General features: G+C 70.2%; 14 protein-coding genes. 2 read left to right on the top strand and 12 right to left on the bottom strand.

Annotated features, from left to right (window positions below):
• Window positions 1-66: 66 nt before the first annotated feature.
• From ACR9ZK_RS05400 to rpsA, 6 genes are all read right to left on the bottom strand, one after another.
• Window positions 67-945, bottom strand: coding sequence for a glycerophosphodiester phosphodiesterase family protein (locus ACR9ZK_RS05400; RefSeq protein WP_481340854.1), 879 nt, complete (start codon window positions 943-945; stop codon window positions 67-69).
• Window position 946: 1 nt separating this feature from the next.
• Window positions 947-2047, bottom strand: a complete 1101-nt coding sequence (locus tag ACR9ZK_RS05395; RefSeq protein WP_481340853.1) for an ABC transporter ATP-binding protein — start codon at window positions 2045-2047, stop codon at window positions 947-949.
• A 143-nt stretch (window positions 2048-2190) separates the two neighbouring features.
• Window positions 2191-3507: an ABC transporter substrate-binding protein gene (locus ACR9ZK_RS05390; RefSeq protein WP_481340852.1), complete on the bottom strand. Its 1317-nt coding sequence runs from the start codon at window positions 3505-3507 to the stop codon at window positions 2191-2193.
• A gap of 76 nt (window positions 3508-3583) precedes the next feature.
• Window positions 3584-4525 carry a carbohydrate ABC transporter permease gene (locus ACR9ZK_RS05385; protein WP_481340851.1) on the bottom strand — a complete coding sequence of 314 codons (942 nt, stop codon included), beginning with the start codon at window positions 4523-4525 and terminating at the stop codon, window positions 3584-3586.
• Window positions 4522-5484 (bottom strand): carbohydrate ABC transporter permease, encoded by a 963-nt coding sequence (locus ACR9ZK_RS05380; RefSeq protein WP_481340850.1) that lies wholly within the window; start codon window positions 5482-5484, stop codon window positions 4522-4524. Before ACR9ZK_RS05380 ends, ACR9ZK_RS05385 begins: the two co-directional genes overlap by 4 nt.
• Window positions 5485-5673: 189 nt before the next feature.
• Window positions 5674-7161, bottom strand: a complete 1488-nt coding sequence (rpsA, locus tag ACR9ZK_RS05375; protein WP_481340849.1) for a 30S ribosomal protein S1 — start codon at window positions 7159-7161, stop codon at window positions 5674-5676.
• A 172-nt stretch (window positions 7162-7333) separates the two neighbouring features.
• Between rpsA and ACR9ZK_RS05370 the strand changes: the two genes are divergently transcribed.
• On the top strand, window positions 7334-8158 hold the full coding sequence (locus ACR9ZK_RS05370) for a class I SAM-dependent methyltransferase (RefSeq protein ID WP_481340848.1): 825 nt from the start codon (window positions 7334-7336) through the stop codon (window positions 8156-8158).
• A gap of 56 nt (window positions 8159-8214) precedes the next feature.
• Here ACR9ZK_RS05370 and polA read toward each other — a convergent pair whose 3' ends face one another.
• The gene (gene polA / locus ACR9ZK_RS05365; protein WP_481340847.1) at window positions 8215-10890 is read right to left on the bottom strand and encodes a DNA polymerase I; all 2676 of its coding nucleotides are present in this window, start codon (window positions 10888-10890) and stop codon (window positions 8215-8217) included.
• A 271-nt stretch (window positions 10891-11161) separates the two neighbouring features.
• Here polA and ACR9ZK_RS05360 point away from each other — a divergent pair, with 271 nt between their 5' ends.
• Window positions 11162-11554 (top strand): PaaI family thioesterase, encoded by a 393-nt coding sequence (locus tag ACR9ZK_RS05360; protein WP_481340858.1) that lies wholly within the window; start codon window positions 11162-11164, stop codon window positions 11552-11554.
• 32 nt (window positions 11555-11586) lie between these two features.
• Here ACR9ZK_RS05360 and ACR9ZK_RS05355 read toward each other — a convergent pair whose 3' ends face one another.
• The 5 genes from ACR9ZK_RS05355 to ACR9ZK_RS05335 form a co-directional block, all read right to left on the bottom strand.
• Entirely contained in the window at window positions 11587-12183 is a 597-nt protein-coding gene (locus ACR9ZK_RS05355; RefSeq protein WP_481340846.1) for a GNAT family N-acetyltransferase, read from the bottom strand.
• 198 nt (window positions 12184-12381) lie between these two features.
• Window positions 12382-13095, bottom strand: coding sequence for an ABC transporter ATP-binding protein (locus ACR9ZK_RS05350; protein ID WP_481340857.1), 714 nt, complete (start codon window positions 13093-13095; stop codon window positions 12382-12384).
• Window positions 13085-14056: an ABC transporter ATP-binding protein gene (locus ACR9ZK_RS05345; protein WP_481340845.1), complete on the bottom strand. Its 972-nt coding sequence runs from the start codon at window positions 14054-14056 to the stop codon at window positions 13085-13087. The genes ACR9ZK_RS05350 and ACR9ZK_RS05345 overlap by 11 nt, the downstream gene beginning before the upstream one ends.
• Window positions 14049-15188 (bottom strand): branched-chain amino acid ABC transporter permease, encoded by a 1140-nt coding sequence (locus tag ACR9ZK_RS05340; RefSeq protein ID WP_481340844.1) that lies wholly within the window; start codon window positions 15186-15188, stop codon window positions 14049-14051. The genes ACR9ZK_RS05345 and ACR9ZK_RS05340 overlap by 8 nt, the downstream gene beginning before the upstream one ends.
• Entirely contained in the window at window positions 15185-16174 is a 990-nt protein-coding gene (locus tag ACR9ZK_RS05335) for a branched-chain amino acid ABC transporter permease (RefSeq protein ID WP_481340843.1), read from the bottom strand. The genes ACR9ZK_RS05340 and ACR9ZK_RS05335 overlap by 4 nt, the downstream gene beginning before the upstream one ends.
• Window positions 16175-16275: the final 101 nt, after the last annotated feature.

The following is a 16275-nucleotide window of genomic DNA, read 5'->3' as shown; positions in this document are numbered from 1 at the left end:
TCCGTCGTCGGCAGCGTCAGATGTGTATAAGAGACAGAGTCGGCACGGTCCCTCGCCCGACGGCGCTCAGGTTCGCTCGGCCACCAGTGCGAGCGCACGGTCGGGGTAGTCCGACACGAGCCCGTCGACGCCCGCCGCGACGACGGCGCGGATGTGCTCCGGGTCGTTGACGGTCCAGGGCAGCACCGCCAGGTCGAGGTCGTGGGCCCGTGCGACGAGCGTCGCGTCGACGAGCACGTGCTCGGGCGACAGGACGTCCGCGCCGACCTCGGCGGCGCCGGCCGCGACGTCGTCGCCGTGCGCCGCGACGTCGACGCCACCGGTCCACGGGCTGCCCGGCACCCAGGTGACGCCGGACTCGACGAGGGCCGACCGGGCGACGTCCGGGGCCACCTCGCGGGCGCGCTCGAGGACCGACCAGTTGAACGAGTGCACGAAGCACCGCCGGTCGATGGCGAAGTCGTGGACGACGTCGAGCACGCCGTCGAGCAGCTCGTCGCGTCGCGCCGCCTCCGTGGGGTCGTTCGGGTCGACCTTGAGCTCGATCGTCCACCACACCTGCGGTGCGTGCTCGAGCCCGTGGCCCACGACCTCCCGCAGCGTCGAGACGCGGGCACCGGGGGCGGTCCGCTGGCCGGGGAAGCCCGGCAGGGCCCGGCTGCCGACGTCGACGGTTCGCAGCTGCTCGAGGGTGAGGTCGCCGACGCGTCGGCCGACGACGTCGGGGCCGGTGTCGACGCACTTGGCCGGCAGGAGCACCGGGTCGTGCCAGACCACGAGCTCGCCGTCGGCCGTGAGCCGCACGTCGAGCTCCACGCCCGAGACACCCGCCTCGAAGGCGGCCGTGAAGCTGGCCAGGGTGTTCTCGACGACGAGGCCCTTGGCGCCGCGGTGGCCCTCGACGTCGAAGCGGCCCGACTGCCACGGCCCTCGGCGCACGGTCACCTCACGACCCGATCCGCTCGCCCGTCGACGCGTCGAAGAGGTGCACCTCCGAAGGGTTCGGGGCGACGTGGACGACGTCCCCGACGCCGAGATGGGTTCGCTTGTCGAGGCGCACCGTGACGCGAGTGGCCTCCGGGCCGGCACCGACCGGCCGCCCGTAGACGAACGACTCGGAGCCGAGCGCCTCGACGAGCTCGACGTTGAGGCCGACCGACCCGCCGTCGGCATCGCGCGCGGAGGCCTCGACGACGTGCCACGACTCGGGACGCAGCCCCACGACGACCTTCTCCCGCGCCTGCGAGGCGAGGCCGCGCTCGACCGGGACCCGGACACCCAGGACGTCGGCGCTCCCCTCGTGCAGCGACGTCTCGACGAGGGTGATGGCCGGCGACCCGATGAACGAGGCGACGAACGTGTTCACCGGCGCGTCGTAGAGGCGCTCCGGGGTGTCGACCTGCTGGAGCCGGCCGTCGCGCAGCACCGCGACCCGGTGGCCCATCGTCATCGCCTCGACCTGGTCGTGGGTGACGTACACGGTCGTGATCCCGAGCCGGCGCTGCAGGCCGGCGATCTGCGAGCGGGTCGACACGCGCAGCTTGGCGTCGAGGTTGGACAGCGGCTCGTCCATGCAGAAGACCTTGGGGTTGCGCACGATGGCCCGGCCCATGGCCACCCGCTGGCGCTGGCCGCCCGACATCTGGCCCGGCTTGCGGTCGAGGAGCGTGTCGAGCTCGAGGATCCTGGCCGCCTCGGCGACGCGCTGCTTCGTCTCGGCCCGGCTCACCTTGGCGTTGTCGAGGGCGAAGGCCATGTTCTGGGCCGCCGTCATGTTCGGGTAGAGCGCGTAGCTCTGGAAGACCATCGCGATGTCGCGGTCCCGCGGGCGGACGCCCTTCTGGTCGTGGCCGTCGACGAGGACCCGACCGCCGTCGATGGGCTCGAGGCCGGCGAGCATCCGCAGCGTCGTCGACTTGCCGCAGCCGGACGGGCCGACGAGGACGAGGAACTCACCGTCGGCGATGTCGAGCGTGATGCCGTCGACCGCCGGGGCGTCGTCCTTGCTGAACCGACGAGTCGCCTCGTCGAAGTACACGGTTGCCATGACCGGCCTCTCGGGTGTCTCGGGTGTTTCGGTGTCTCGGGTTCGGGTCTCTCGAGTTCAGGGGCGTGCCGGCATGAGGAGCGTGCGGCGCCGCCGGACCACCCACCGACGACGGTGGGGCCCGGCGGCGCCGGCGCCACGTCTCAGGCGCCGAGCTTGCTCTTGATCTGGGTGTCGAAGACCTGCTGGCTCTCGGTGTCCAAGCCCTTGAAGACCGTCGCGACGTCCTGGCCCTGCACGACCTGGTCCAGCGCCTTGCCGATGCGGGCGCCGCCACCCGGCAGGAGCACGCGCACGTTGTCCTGCGACCGGGTCTTGGGCAGCTGCTCGATCGCCGTCTTCGCGTTCGGGTTCTTCTCGAGGAACGCCTTCTCCTCCGGCAGCTCCACGGCGGACTTGCGCACCGGCATGTACCCGGTCGCCTGCGTGAACGTCACGGTGTTCTGGGCGTTCGTGAGGAACTCGATGAACGTCAGGGCGTTCTTCTTGCGCGCGTCGGAGATCGTCGCCGGGATGCCGACACCCGCACCACCGGTCGGGCAGTTGCCGTCACCGGGCAGGAAGGCCGTGCCGACGTCGAACTTCGCATCCTTGGCGACCCCGCCGAGCGACCCGGTCGACATCATGCTGCACGCGACGATGCCGGCCGTGAAGTCCGGGGCCGGGTCCTTCGAGAGCTTGAGGAAGCCCTGCTTGGCCAGGTTCTGCAGGTACTGCCCTGCCTTGACGGTGCCGGGGTCGGAGAAGGTGGGCGTCCAGTCCTTCGAGTAGGCCCCGCCGTAGTCCCAGACGATGTTCTGGAAGACCCAGTCGAGGTAGTTGGAGCCGTCGGGCAGCTCCATGACGATCTTGTCCGAACCGGCAGCGGCCTTGAGCTTCGGTGCCCACGTGAGGAACTCGTCCCAGTCCTTCGGCCCACGGTCCTCGAGACCGGCCGCCTTCCAGAGGTCCTTGTTGTAGTAGAAGAGCGGCGTCGACCGCGAGTACGGCAACGCGAAGTGCTTGTCGTCGAGGTTGTAGTCGTTGTAGAGCGAGTCGACGTAGTCGGACGTGTCGGCCTTCGCCGCCGACAGGAGGTCGTCGAGCGGCGTGAGCTGCTTGTTGAGGGCGAAGTTGAACCACGTCACGTCCGAGACGACGACGACGTCGGGCAGCTGCCCGCCGGCGAGGGAGGCGTTGAACTTCTGCGCGACCTCCTCGTAGTTCTTGCCGGCGTCGACGAGCTTGACCTTGAGCCCGGCGTGCGCCTTCTCGAACGCCGCGATGATCTGCTGCTCGACCGGCTTGCTGTTTCCGGGATGGTTGCTCCAGAACTCGATGGTGTTGCTCGAGCCGCCGCCGTTGCCGCCGCTCGAGGGAGCCGTGCCGGTCCCTGCGCACGCGGCCAGACCTGCGACCCCGGCGATGCCGGCGAGGCCGAGGAAGCCGCGCCGGGACAGGTCGCGTGAGAACTCGTTCATTCGTGAGGTGCCTTCCCTGTGGTGGTGTGGGATCCGTGGGGCCGGTGTCCGGCCGTGCGGGCTCGGCGCGAACCGCTCAGCTCTTGACCGCGCCGGCGGTGAGGCCCTTGATCATCTGCCGCTGGAGGAAGAGGAACAGGACGAGGATCGGCAGCATCGCGAGGACGGTGCCGGCCATGACCGGGCCCCAGTTGGTGACGCCGTCGTTGTTCTGCAGGAACGTCAGGCCGACCGGCAGCGGTGCGGTGCTCTCGTCGTCGGACATGAGGAACGGCCAGAGGTACTCGTTCCACTCGTTGACGACGGTGATGAGTGAGAAGGCGACGAGCGTCGGCCAGGACATCGGCATGACGACGCGCCACAACAGCTTCATCGGGCCGGCGCCGTCGAGGCGGGCCGCCTCGATGATCTCCCCCGGCAGGCTGAGGAACTGGTTGCGCATGAGGAAGGTGCCGAAGGCGACCCCGGCGAGCGGGATGATGATGCCCTGGAAGGTGTTTCGCCACCCGAGCTGTGCGACGAGGGCGTAGTTGCTGATGACCGTGATCTGGTTCGGCACCATGAGCGCCGCGATGACGACGAGGAAGACGACGCCGCGTCCGGGGAACCGCAGCAGGGACAGGGCGTAGGCGCTGAGCACGCCGAGGACGATCTTGGCCGCGGCGGTGGCCGAGGTGATGATGACCGAGTTGCGCACGTAGGCGAAGAACGGGATGCGCGTCGTGACGTCGTGGTAGTTCGCGCTCGTGGCCGGCCGCGGCCACCACTGCGCCGGACGCACGTAGATGTCACCGCGCTCCTTGAAGGAGGTGATGAGGATCCAGAAGAGCGGCACCGCGATGAAGAGGACGACGAGCACCATCCCGGCGTAGCCGAGCGCGGTCATGAGCGGTCCGCGGTGGTGGGCCGAGGTCTCGGTGCCGTGGGCCGCCTCCCGGCGGCGGCCTCGCCGGCCGAGTCCCCGTGTCGGGCGCACCTCGTCGTCGTCGACGGTGCCGATGATCGCCGGCGTGCTCATGGCGTGCGCCCCCTGTCCATGACCCTGACCTGGATGACGGTGATCGCGAGGAGGATGAGGAACATGACCGTCGCCACCGTGGCGCCGTACCCGGCGCGCTGGTTGACGAACGTCTCCTGGTACACCTGGTAGACGAGCGTGGTCGTGCCGTTGCCGGCGGGCCCTCCCCGGGTCATGACGTTGATGATGTCGAAGACCTGGACGGAGTTGAGCAGCACGGTGATCGACAGGAAGAACGTCGTCGGCCGCAGCTGCGGCAGCAGGACGCGACGCAGGTGCGTCCAGGGCGACGCGCCGTCGATCTCGGCCGCCTCGTCGAGGTCGGCGCGCCGGCCCTGCAGGGCGGCGAGGTAGATGACGAAGGTGTAGCCGAGGTTCTTCCAGATGTAGGTGACGGTCACCATGAACAGCGCCCACCCGGGCTGCTGGTAGAAGTCGGGCACGGTGACCCCGAAGCGGGCCAGCAGGTCGCGGATCAGCCCGTAGTTCGGGTCGAAGACGAACTGGAAGGCGATGCCGATGGCGGCCCCGGAGATGACGAACGGGGCGAAGACGACCGAGCGCACGACGTTGCGGCCCTTGAGCCGCTGGTCGAGCAGCAGGGCGAAGGCGAGCCCGAGCGCCATCGAGATGCCGACGGTCGCCAGCGTGAACACGACGGTGTTGCGCAGGATGAGGCGGGTGTCGTCGCGGCCGAACCACTCGACGTAGTTGGCCAGGCCCACGCCGCCCGCGACGGGCGAGCTGATGTTCCAGTCGGTGAACGAGAGCCGGATGTTGTCGAGGAGCGGCCGGTAGGTGAAGACGACGAGGAGGACGAGGTTGGGCAGGAGCAGGAGCGCCGCCAGCGTCCACTCCCACGCCCTGCCGCTCGAGCGTCGCGGCGCCGGTCCGACCGGCTGGGGCGGACCCGCCGGTGCGCGCGGCTCGGTCGGTGTCTCTGTCGCCGGTGACTGCACCCCGTCAACGTAACCAAGCGGGGCGACGGATTGCGGCTTTGACGCGTCCGGTTTTCGGCCGGACGGTGAACGGTCGTGGTCCGACGCCGTGCCGCTGCCCCGGCGGCCGACGGACATGCGACGGGGCCCCGGACCGTGTGGTCCGGGGCCCCGTCGACGCGACAGCGTCGGTGGCGTCAGAGCGTCGGCTCAGTTGCCCGTCAGCTTCTCGCGGAGCGCCGCGAGAGCCTCGTCGGAGGCGAGGGTGCCCTCGGCGGGAGCCGGCGCGTTGCGCTGCTCGTCACCGTGCTGGTCACCGGTCGCCGACGAGTAGGACGTCGACGTGCCGGCCCCGGACGCAGCCTCGGCGTCGGCCTTGTGCGCGGCCTCGACCTGCGTCTTGTGGGCCTCCCAGCGAGCGTGGGCCTCGGCGTACTGCCGCTCCCACTTCTCGCGCTGGGCCTCGAAGCCCTCGAGCCACTCGTTCGTCTCCGGGTCGAAGCCCTCGGGGTACTTGTAGTTGCCCTGCTCGTCGTACTCGGCGGCCATGCCGTAGAGGGTCGGGTCGAACTCCGACACCGGGACCGACTCGTCGTTGGCCTGCTTGAGCGACAGCGAGATGCGACGGCGCTCGAGGTCGATGTCGATGACCTTGACGAAGATCTCGTCACCGACGTTGACGACCTGCTCGGGCAGCTCGACGTGGCGCTCGGCGAGCTCGGAGATGTGCACGAGGCCCTCGATTCCGTCCTCGACGCGGACGAACGCGCCGAACGGGACGAGCTTGGTGACCTTGCCCGGGACGACCTGGCCGATCGCGTGGGTCCGGGCGAAGTGCTGCCACGGGTCCTCCTGCGTCGCCTTGAGCGACAGGGAGACACGCTCGCGGTCCATGTCGACGTCGAGCACCTCGACGGTGACCTCGGTGCCGACCTCGACGACCTCGGACGGGTGGTCGATGTGCTTCCACGACAGCTCGGACACGTGGACGAGACCGTCGACGCCGCCGAGGTCCACGAACGCACCGAAGTTGACGATGGAGGACACGACGCCCTGACGGACCTGGCCCTTCTGGAGCTCCTTGAGGAACGTCGTGCGCACCTCGGACTGCGTCTGCTCGAGCCACGCACGGCGCGACAGGACCACGTTGTTGCGGTTCTTGTCGAGCTCGATGATCTTGGCCTCGATCTCCTTGCCGACGTAGGGCTGGAGGTCGCGGACGCGGCGCATCTCGACGAGGGAGGCCGGCAGGAAGCCGCGCAGGCCGATGTCGAGGATGAGGCCACCCTTGACGACCTCGATGACGGTGCCGGTGACGACGCCGTCCTCCTCCTTGATCTTCTCGATCGTGCCCCAGGCGCGCTCGTACTGGGCGCGCTTCTTGGACAGGATCAGGCGACCCTCCTTGTCCTCCTTCTGGAGGACGAGCGCCTCGACCTCGTCGCCGACGCCGACGATCTCGGACGGGTCGACGTCGTGCTTGATGCTCAGCTCGCGCGAGGGGATGACGCCCTCGGTCTTGTAGCCGATGTCGAGCAGGACCTCGTCCCGGTCGACCTTGACGATGCGACCCTCGACGATGTCGCCGTCGTTGAAGTCCTTGATGGTCGCGTCGATCGCGGCAAGGATGTCTTCCTGAGAGCCGATGTCGTTGATGGCGACCTCAGGAGCGGTCTTCTCGACCGTGTTGGCAGTCATGTAGTAGGAACTCCGATTGTGGACAGTTACGTTGGAGACCTCGCGGCGGTGAGCACCGGGCTCGGGGGCCGGAGGTCGTGTGGGCTGGTTCAACATTGAGCGCACACAGTCGTGTGCGCCCGGCAATCCTATCGGCGCTGTCAGCATCCGGTCAAAAGACAGGGAGCACCCGATGAGCACGCCCGGCGGCGTCCCGACCGAGGCCACCCGCCGCGCCGCGGACCCGGGCGAGACCGCCACCGCCAACCGCACCTGGTGGGACGCCGAGGCGCCCGGCTACCACGCCGAGCACGGCGCCTTCCTCGGCGACACCGACTTCGTCTGGGGCCCCGAGCGGCTGCGCGAGGAGGATGCGGGGCTGCTCGGCGACCCGGCCGGTCGCGACGTGCTCGAGATCGGCGCCGGCTCGGGCCAGTGCTCGCGGTGGCTCGCGACCCGTGGAGCCCGCGTCGTCGCGACCGACCTGTCGGCCGGCATGGTCGCGACGGGGCTGCGTGTCAACGGCACGCTCCCGCCGGACGCCCCTGAGCGCGTCCCGTTCGTCCAGTGCGACGGGCGCGCGCTGCCGTTCGCCGACGCGTCCTTCGACGTGGTGTTCACCGCGTACGGGGTCGTGCCGTTCGTCGCCGACTCCGACGTCGTCATGGCCGAGACGGCGCGCGTCCTGCGTCCTGGCGGGCGCTTCGTCTTCTCCACGACGCACCCGGTCCGCTGGGCCTTCCCCGACGACCCCGGGCCGCGCGGGCTCACCGCGATCCAGTCCTACTTCGACCGGACGCCCTACGTCGAGCAGGACGCCTCGGGCCGGGCCACCTACGTCGAGCACCACCGGACCCTGGGCGACCGCGTGCGCGAGATCGCGGCGGCGGGTCTGCGGCTGGTCGACGTCGTCGAGCCGGAGTGGCCGGACGGCCACGAGGAGCCGTGGGGCGGTTGGTCGCCCCTGCGCGGTCGGGTCCTGCCCGGCACCGCGGTCTTCGTCTGTGAACGCTCCTGACGTGTCGGCGGCCGCCGCGGGTCCGGCGGGCTCGGCCCGCGAGCGCAGCCGCCGCGTCAGTGGGCGGCGTCGTGCCAGGAGCGGCCGACCCCGACGTTGACGTCGAGCGGGACGTCCATCGGTGCGGCGTTGCCCATCTCGTGGCGGACGAGCTTCTCGACGTCGTCGCGCTCCCCCGCCGCCACCTCGAGGACGAGCTCGTCGTGGACCTGCAGCAGGATGCGGGACCTCGCGCCCGCCGCCGCCAGCGCCCGGTCGACGCCGATCATCGCGACCTTCATGATGTCCGCGGCCGAGCCCTGGATCGGCGCGTTGAGGGCCATGCGCTCGGCGGCCTCGCGACGCTGCCGGTTGTCGGACGTGAGGTCCGGAAGGTAGCGACGACGCCCGAGCATCGTTGCGGTGTAACCCGTTCCGCGGGCCTCGGCCACGACGTCGCGCAGGTACGCGCTGACCCCGCCGAACCGCTCGAAGTAGCCGTCCATGAGGCCGCGGGCCTCCTCGGTGCTGATCGTCAGCTGCTTGGACAAGCCGTACGCCGACAGGCCGTAGGCCAGCCCGTACGACATGGCCTTGACCTTCGAGCGCATCGCGGGCGTGACGTCGTCGGGCTCGACGTTGAACACCCGCGACCCGACGAACTTGTGCAGGTCCTCACCGGTGCGGAAGGCCTCGATGAGCCCGGCGTCACCGGACAGGTGGGCCATGACGCGCATCTCGATCTGGGAGTAGTCGGCCGACATGAGCGCCTCGTAGCCGTCGTTGACGACGAACAGCTCGCGGATGCGGCGACCCTCCTCGGTGCGGATCGGCACGTTCTGCAGGTTCGGCTCGGTGGAGGACAGCCGCCCGGTCGCGGCGATGGTCTGCAGGTACGTCGTGTGGATCCGGCCGTCGTCGGACACCGACTTCTGCAGGCCCTCGACGGTGACACGCAGGCGCGCGGCGTCGCGGTGGCGCAGCAGCGCCTCGAGGAACGGGTGCTCGGTCCTGGCGAAGAGGTCGGCGAGCGCGTCGGCGTCGGTCGTGTAGCCCGTCTTGGTCTTCTTGGTCTTCGGCATGTTGAGGTCGCCGAAGAGCACCTCCTGCAGCTGCTTCGGCGAGCCGAGGTTGATGCGGTTGCCGCCGATGGCGTCCCACGCATCCTCCTGCGCCTGGGCAACCTTGGCGGCGAAGTCCGTCTCGAGCGCGTCGAGGCCCGGGGCGTCGACGGCGATGCCGGTGCGCTCCATCCGGGCGAGCACGTCGATGAGGGGCAGCTCGATGTCGGCGAGCAGCTCGGTGCCGCCGGTCGCCGCGAGCTGCTCGTCGAGAGCCGCGGCGAGGTCGCGGACCGCTGTGGCCCGGACCATCTCCTGCGCGGCGGCCTTCTCGTCGGCGTCACCACCGAAGTCGAGCATTCCCTGCCCCTCGGCGGGCGCGCTGCCGCTCAGCTCGCGCTTGAGCTGGCGCAGGACGAGGTCGTCGAGGTGGTAGGTGCGCTGGTCGGGCTTGACGAGGTAGGCCGCGAGCTGCGTGTCGCTCGTGAGCCCCGCCAGCGTGAAGCCCCTGGCGGTCAGCGCCTCGATCGGTCCCTTGGCGTCGTGCATCGCCTTGGGCCGCTCCGGGTCCTCCAGCCACGAGGCCACGGAGGTCTCGCCCTCGTCGGGCAGGGTCGTCAGGTCGATCCAGGCGGCCGAACCGTCCGGCGCGGCGACCGCCAGACCCGTGGCGTCCCCCGTGCCGCGGGCCCACGTGCCGGTCACCGACAGCCCGGCCCGCTGACCGGCGGGCAGGTGCGCGGCGACCCAGTCGGCGACCTGCTCCGGCGCGAGCAGCACGCCCTCGACGTCGAAGCCCTGCTCGGCCTCGGGCTCGGCCGCCTCCACGGAGGCGAAGAGCCGGTCGCGCAGGACCCGGAACTCGAGCCGGTCGAAGACCTCGTGGACCTCCTCGCGCGCCCACTGGTGGCGCTGGAGGTCGGCGACCCCGACGCCGACCGGGGCGTCGCGGACGAGCTGGTTGAGGCGCCGGTTGCGCAGCACCTGGTCGAGGTGCTGGCGGAGCGCCTCGCCGGCCTTGCCCTTGATCTGGTCGATCCCGGCGACGACGCCGTCGAGGTCGCCGAACTGGGTGATCCACTTGGCGGCCGTCTTGGGCCCGACCCCCGGGACACCGGGCAGGTTGTCGGAGCTCTCGCCGACCATCGCAGCGAGGTCGCTGTACCGAGTGGGCGGGACCCCGTACTTCTCCTCGATCTGCGCCGGGCCCATGCGCCACACCTCGGAGACGCCCCGGACCGGGTAGAGGATCGTGACGTTGTCGTCGACGAGCTGGAACGTGTCGCGGTCGCCCGAGCAGATGAGCACCTCGAGACCCTCGCCGCCCGCCGCGGTCGCGATGGTGGCGATGATGTCGTCGGCCTCGTAGCCGTCGAGCTCGACGTAGGTGATGCGCAGCGCGTCGAGGACTTCCTTGACGAGCGGCAGCTGCCCCTGGAACTCGTCGGGCGTACGGGCGCGGCCCGCCTTGTACTCGGCGTACTCCTCGGTGCGGAAGGTCTGGCGCGACTTGTCGAAGGCCACCGCCACGTGCGTCGGCTCCTCGTCGCGCAGCATGTTGATGAGCATCGAGGTGAAGCCGTACACGGCGTTGGTGTGCTGGCCGGTGCTCGTCGAGAAGTTCTCGGCCGGGAGCGCGAAGAACGCGCGGTAGGCCAGCGAGTGTCCGTCGAGGAGGAGAAGTCGGCTCACGGTGGCAACCCTAGTGGCGGGCACCGACGCCGTGACCCCGGGCACGGCGTCGTGGCCGACGGCGCCCCGACGCCGCACGCGGCATACGATCGCCGGCATGACCGACCCCAGCACCGGCGAGGACCTCGCCACCTCGGCAGCCGCACCTGCGCCCGCAGAGACAGCCGGCGAGGCCGCGCACGACACCGCGCCCGCGGCAGCGCACGGCACCACGCACGAGGCAGCGCACGACACCGCCCACGACACCGCGCACGACACGGCGCTCCAGGTGATGCGCGACATGGCGGCGGGCACGCTCCTCGAGCGGATGGGCATCGAGGTCGTCGAGGCCAGCCCGGAACGCCTCGTGGCGACGATGCCGGTGGCCGGCAACACCCAGCCCTACGGGCTGCTCCACGGTGGCGCGAGCGTCGTCCTCGCCGAGAGTTTGGGCTCCATCGGGGCGGCGCTGCACGCGGGCCCCGGCCGCGTCGCGGTCGGCCTCGACATCAACGCCACGCACCACCGGGCCGCGCGCTCCGGCGTCGTGACCGGCACCGCCACCGTCCTCAGCGCCGGGCGGACGCTCGTCAGCTACGAGGTCGTCGTCGTCGACGAGGGCGGGCGACGCGTGTGCACCTCGCGCATCACCTGCCTGCTGCGCGACGCCGCACCGGGGTCGTGACCACCCGCCGCCCCAGCGCAGGCGCGGGGTGATCAGCCCGCGACCTGCGGGCCGCGGTGCCGCGGGTGCCGGGCCTGGCCGGGGCCGTGGGGCTCGCGTCGCAGGTCGCGGCGGCGCCTGAGCACCTGCTCGAGCCCGACGCGTTGCGAGCGCGGTGTCGGCTCGCCGGCGAGCTTGCGCTGGACGGTGGCCGACGTCGCCACTCGGCGCACGGTCTCGGCGGCGAAGCCGAGACGGGCGAAGAACCGGTTGGCCTCCCGGTCGCCGGCGGGCACGGTGCTCGCGAGGTGCTCGGCGCCCTGTCGGTCGGCGTACCGCGCCGCCGCCGTCAGCAGCGCGCGCGCCACGCCCTGGCGTCGGTGCTCCGGTAGGACGAAGAGCATGTCGATGGACACGCAGGGCGAGTCGACGAGGAGGCTACGCGTCGAGTCGGCGAGAACCACGTACCCGGAGGCCTCGTCACCGGTGAACGCGATGAAGGCGCAGATGTCCTCGCGCTGCAGCGCGTGTCGCAGCGTGCCGTCGAGAGCGAGGCGCTGGGCGGCCTCGGGCGTCGTGCCGCCCTCGATCCGGTGGGCGATCCACAGCTCGATGAACCTCGAGTGCAGCGTCTCGTCGACCCTCCGCACGGACACACCCGCTCGCCCCATCGTCCCTCCGATCGCCATCCGGTCCTCCCCGAGGCCACCCGGCAGACACTACGGCCAACGGACCACCGGCGGAAGGGCACCCCCCGGGCGTCGGTGCACGACGGACGCCGGACGGCCGTCGGGGGCGCCACGCGCTGCGTGACGCCCCCGGCGGGAGGGTGGCCGAACGGGCCCGGGTCAGCCGCCGAGGTAGGCGGCCTTGACGGCCGGGTCGGCCGCCAGCTCGCTGCCGGTGCCCTCGCGGACGATCTCACCGGTCTCGAGGATGTAGGCGCGGTGCGAGCGCTTCAGCGCCTGTGCCGCGTTCTGCTCCACGAGCAGGACCGTGGTGCCCTGGCTGTTGATCTCCGTGACGATGTCGAAGATCTGCTGGATCAGCTTGGGCGCCAAGCCCATCGACGGCTCGTCGAGGAGCAGCAGCTTCGGCTTGGCCATGAGGGCGCGCCCCATCGCCAGCATCTGCTGCTCGCCACCGGACATCGAGCCGGCGGCCTGGTTGCTGCGCTCCTTGAGCCGGGGGAACAGCTCGAAGACGCGGTCGAGGTCGTCACGGACCGCCTTGCTCTTGCGGTCCGGGCGCGCGTACGTGCCCATCTCGAGGTTCTCCATCACCGTCATGCCGACGAAGCAGCCACGACCCTCGGGCGACTGCGAGATGCCGAGAACCGGTCGTTCGTGCGACGGCGTCGACGTGATGTCCTTGCCGTCGAAGACGACCGAGCCGGCGCGCACCGGGCGCAGGCCCGAGATCGTCTTCATCGTCGTCGTCTTGCCCGCGCCGTTGGCGCCGATGAGGGTGACGATCTCACCCTCCTCGACGGTGAAGCTGATGTCGCGGATGGCCTCGATGCGCCCGTAGTTGACACACAGGCCGTTGACCTCAAGAAGCATCTTCCTCATCCACTCCCAGGTAGGCGGCGATGACCGCCGGGTTGTCGCGGATCTCCGCGGGCGAGCCCTCGGCGATCTTGCGGCCGAACTCGAGCACGACGATCCGGTCGGTCACGCCCATGACCAGCTTCATGTCGTGCTCGATGAGCAGGACGGTGTAGCCCTGGTCGCGGATCGTGCGGATGAGCTCCATGAGCCGGGCCTTCTCGGCCGGGTTGAAGCCGGCGGCCGGCTCGTCGAGGCAGAGCAGCTGCGGGTTGGTGGCGAGGGCGCGCGCGATCTCGAGACGACGCTGGTCGCCGTACGGGAGGTTGCGCGCCAGCTCGTCCGCCTTGCCGTCGAGTCCCATGAACTCGAGCAGCTCCATCGCCCGGGCGTGGCCCTGGGTCTCCTCGCGGCGGTGCCGCGGGAGGCGGAACATCGCGGACCCGACGCCGGTCGAGTGGTGCGCGTCGACACCGACGAGCACGTTCTCGAGGGCCGTCATGTTCGCGAACAGCCGGATGTTCTGGAAGGTTCGCGCGATGCCCAGCTTGGTGATCTGGAACTTCTTCCGCTTGCCCAGGGGCTCGCCGAGGAACCGGACGCCGCCGGAGGTCGGCTGGTAGACGCCGGTCATGACGTTGAAGCACGTCGTCTTGCCGGCACCGTTCGGTCCGATGAGGCCGAGGATCTCGCCCTTGTTGATGTGGAAGCTCACCTCGTTGAGAGCGACGACGCCGCCGAAGCGAAGGGTCACGTCGTCGACCTCGAGGAGGCGCTCCCCCTCGGCGACGCTCGGCCCGATGTCCTCGGGCGCGATGTCGACGTCGGGGTTGATCTCGGTGACCTCGTCGGCCGGGTCGGCGAGCGGCTGCACGTCCTGCACCGGCTCGACCGTCTGCGTCCCCTCGTGCGTCTCCTCGAGCGTCGGCTCGCGGGTCGTGGCACGGGCGTCGTCGGGGCTGGTGGGCTCAGACACTGGCTTCTCCCTCCTCGAGGACGTGCTCTCTCTCGTCGGCCCGCTTGGCCCGGATCGTACGCCGTGGGGGCAGGATGCCCTGCGGACGGAAGATCGCGAGCAGCATGAGCGCGAGACCGAAGACGAGGACGCGGTAGTCGGCGAACTCACGGAAGCGCTCCGGGAAGTAGCTGACGACGATGGCGCCGAGGATGACGCCGACCCGGTTGCCCGCTCCGCCGACGACGACGGCCGCGATGAAGAGGATCGACAGCAGCAGCTCGAAGCTCTGCGGGTTGATGAACCCGGACTTCGTCGCGAAGAGTGCACCCGACAGGCCGCCGATGGCGGCGCCGAGGGCGAAGGCGAGCAGCTTGAACCGGAAGGTGGGCACCCCCATGAGCTCTGCCGCGTCCTCGTCCTCACGGGTGGCCTCCCAGGCCCGGCCGACGCGGCTGCCCTTGACGAGAACGTCGAACAGCAGCACGAGGCCGATGACCGCCAGCGCGAGCCAGTAGTACGGGATGAAGTCGGTGATGCCGAACTTGAGGAACGTCGACGTGGTGTCGAGGTCGATGACCGGTGCACCTGTGCTCCAGTCGATGCTCGGCACCTTGAACAGCTCCAGGCCCGGGGGCTTCGGGATGTCCGAGATGCCCTGGGCGCCGCCGAGCCACTGCGAGTTCACCAGGGTCAGGCGCACGATCTCACCGAAGCCGAGCGTCACGATGGCCAGGTAGTCACCACGCACGCGCAGCGTCGGCGCACCGAGGATGACGCCCGAGATCATCGCGACGACGATCGCGATCGGCACGACGACGACCCACGACAGCGACGCGTGCTCGGCGCTCAGGACGCCCACGGTGTAGGCACCGATCGCGTAGAAGCCGACGTAGCCGAGGTCGAGCAGGCCGGCGTAACCGACGACGATGTTGAGGCCGAGGGCGACGAGCACGTACGTGGCGACGGTGAAGAGCACCCCGCCGAAGTCCGAGCCCTCGGTGGTGATGATCGGGATGTTGAGCATCGGCAGCAGGAACAGGAACAGCGCGAAGAGCACCCAGAGGCCGATCTTGGCGCCCCTGGGCAGGCCGTCGATGCGCTGCCGGAAACCGGGCCGGCGGGGCGTGGTGGTGGCGGTCGTCGTGCTCATGCGCGCGCCTTTCCGAGGGACTCACCGAGCAGGCCGGTGGGCCGGAAGAGCAGGATGAGCACGAGGAGGACGAACGCGACGACGTCCTTCCACTGGGTGCCCACCAGCGCGGAGCCGTAGTTCTCGGCGAGGCCGAGGACGAAACCACCGAGCAGCGCACCGCGCAGGTTGCCGATGCCGCCGAGGACGGCCGCCGTGAACGCCTTGACGCCGAGGATGAAGCCGGCGTCGTAGCGGGTGATGCCGATCTTCAGCATGTAGAAGACGGCCGCGGCTCCGGCCATGACGCCGCCGACGAGGAAGGTCACCTGGATGACGCGGTCGCGGTTGACGCCCATGAGCGCGGCGGACTCGGGGTCCATGGCGACGGCGCGGATGCCGCGGCCGAGGCGCGAGCGCTTCACGAACTGGTCGAGGACCACCATGATCGCGATCGCCCCGACGACGACGAGGATGTCGACGTTGGTGACCTGGTAGTCGCCCAGGGTGAACACCGGCTGCGGCGAGATGATCTCGGGCATGCCGGTGTTGTTGCGCGAGTTCGCGACGTAGGTGCGCAGCGGTGTGTCGAGCCCGAACACCCCGGTGATCTGCTGGCGCAGGCCCATGATCTCGGAGAGCACGAACGAGGCGCCGATGGCGGAGATCAGGGCGATGAGGGGCGGGGCGTTGCGTTTGCGCAGCGGGCGGTAGGCCACCCGCTCGAGCAGCACCGCGATGAGCCCGGACACGAGCATCGCGGCGACGAACATCATGGCGACCCAGAAGATCACCTGGCCGACGCTGCTGCCGCCCTTGCCGCCGAGGAGGACGACGACCCACAGGGAGGCGAACGTGCCGTACATGAAGACCTCGGAGTGCGCGAAGTTGATCAGTCGCAACACGCCGTAGACGAGGGTGTAGCCGAGGGCGACGAGGGCGTAGACGGCGCCGAGCGTCGTGCCGGTGACGGTCAGCGAGAAGAAGTTTTCCAACAGGTACTGCATCCAAGACCTCCTGGGCCGGGTGCGAGGGGAGGGGTCACAGGTCGGGCATCAGCCGAACGAAGGGCGGCCGGAGCATAGTGCTCCGACCGCCCCCCTGACGA

It is taken from the genome of Monashia sp. HAY1-5C (genome assembly GCF_056755255.1).
The sequence above is the reverse complement of the archived record's forward strand: the minus strand, read 5'-3'. Positions and strand labels throughout refer to the sequence as shown.

Excerpts from the sequence above, each read along its gene's own strand:
- ACR9ZK_RS05395 (WP_481340853.1), bottom strand. The coding sequence starts at position 2,047 with ATGGCAACCGTGTACTTCGACGAGGCGACTCGTCGGTTCAGCAAGGAC.
- ACR9ZK_RS05390 (WP_481340852.1), bottom strand. The coding sequence starts at position 3,507 with ATGAACGAGTTCTCACGCGACCTGTCCCGGCGCGGCTTCCTCGGCCTC.
- ACR9ZK_RS05385 (WP_481340851.1), bottom strand. The coding sequence starts at position 4,525 with ATGAGCACGCCGGCGATCATCGGCACCGTCGACGACGACGAGGTGCGC.
- rpsA (WP_481340849.1), bottom strand. The coding sequence starts at position 7,161 with ATGACTGCCAACACGGTCGAGAAGACCGCTCCTGAGGTCGCCATCAAC.
- ACR9ZK_RS05370 (WP_481340848.1), top strand. The coding sequence starts at position 7,334 with ATGAGCACGCCCGGCGGCGTCCCGACCGAGGCCACCCGCCGCGCCGCG.
- ACR9ZK_RS05360 (WP_481340858.1), top strand. The coding sequence starts at position 11,162 with ATGCGCGACATGGCGGCGGGCACGCTCCTCGAGCGGATGGGCATCGAG.
- ACR9ZK_RS05350 (WP_481340857.1), bottom strand. The coding sequence starts at position 13,095 with ATGCTTCTTGAGGTCAACGGCCTGTGTGTCAACTACGGGCGCATCGAG.
- ACR9ZK_RS05340 (WP_481340844.1), bottom strand. The coding sequence starts at position 15,188 with ATGAGCACGACGACCGCCACCACCACGCCCCGCCGGCCCGGTTTCCGG.
- ACR9ZK_RS05335 (WP_481340843.1), bottom strand. The coding sequence starts at position 16,174 with ATGCAGTACCTGTTGGAAAACTTCTTCTCGCTGACCGTCACCGGCACG.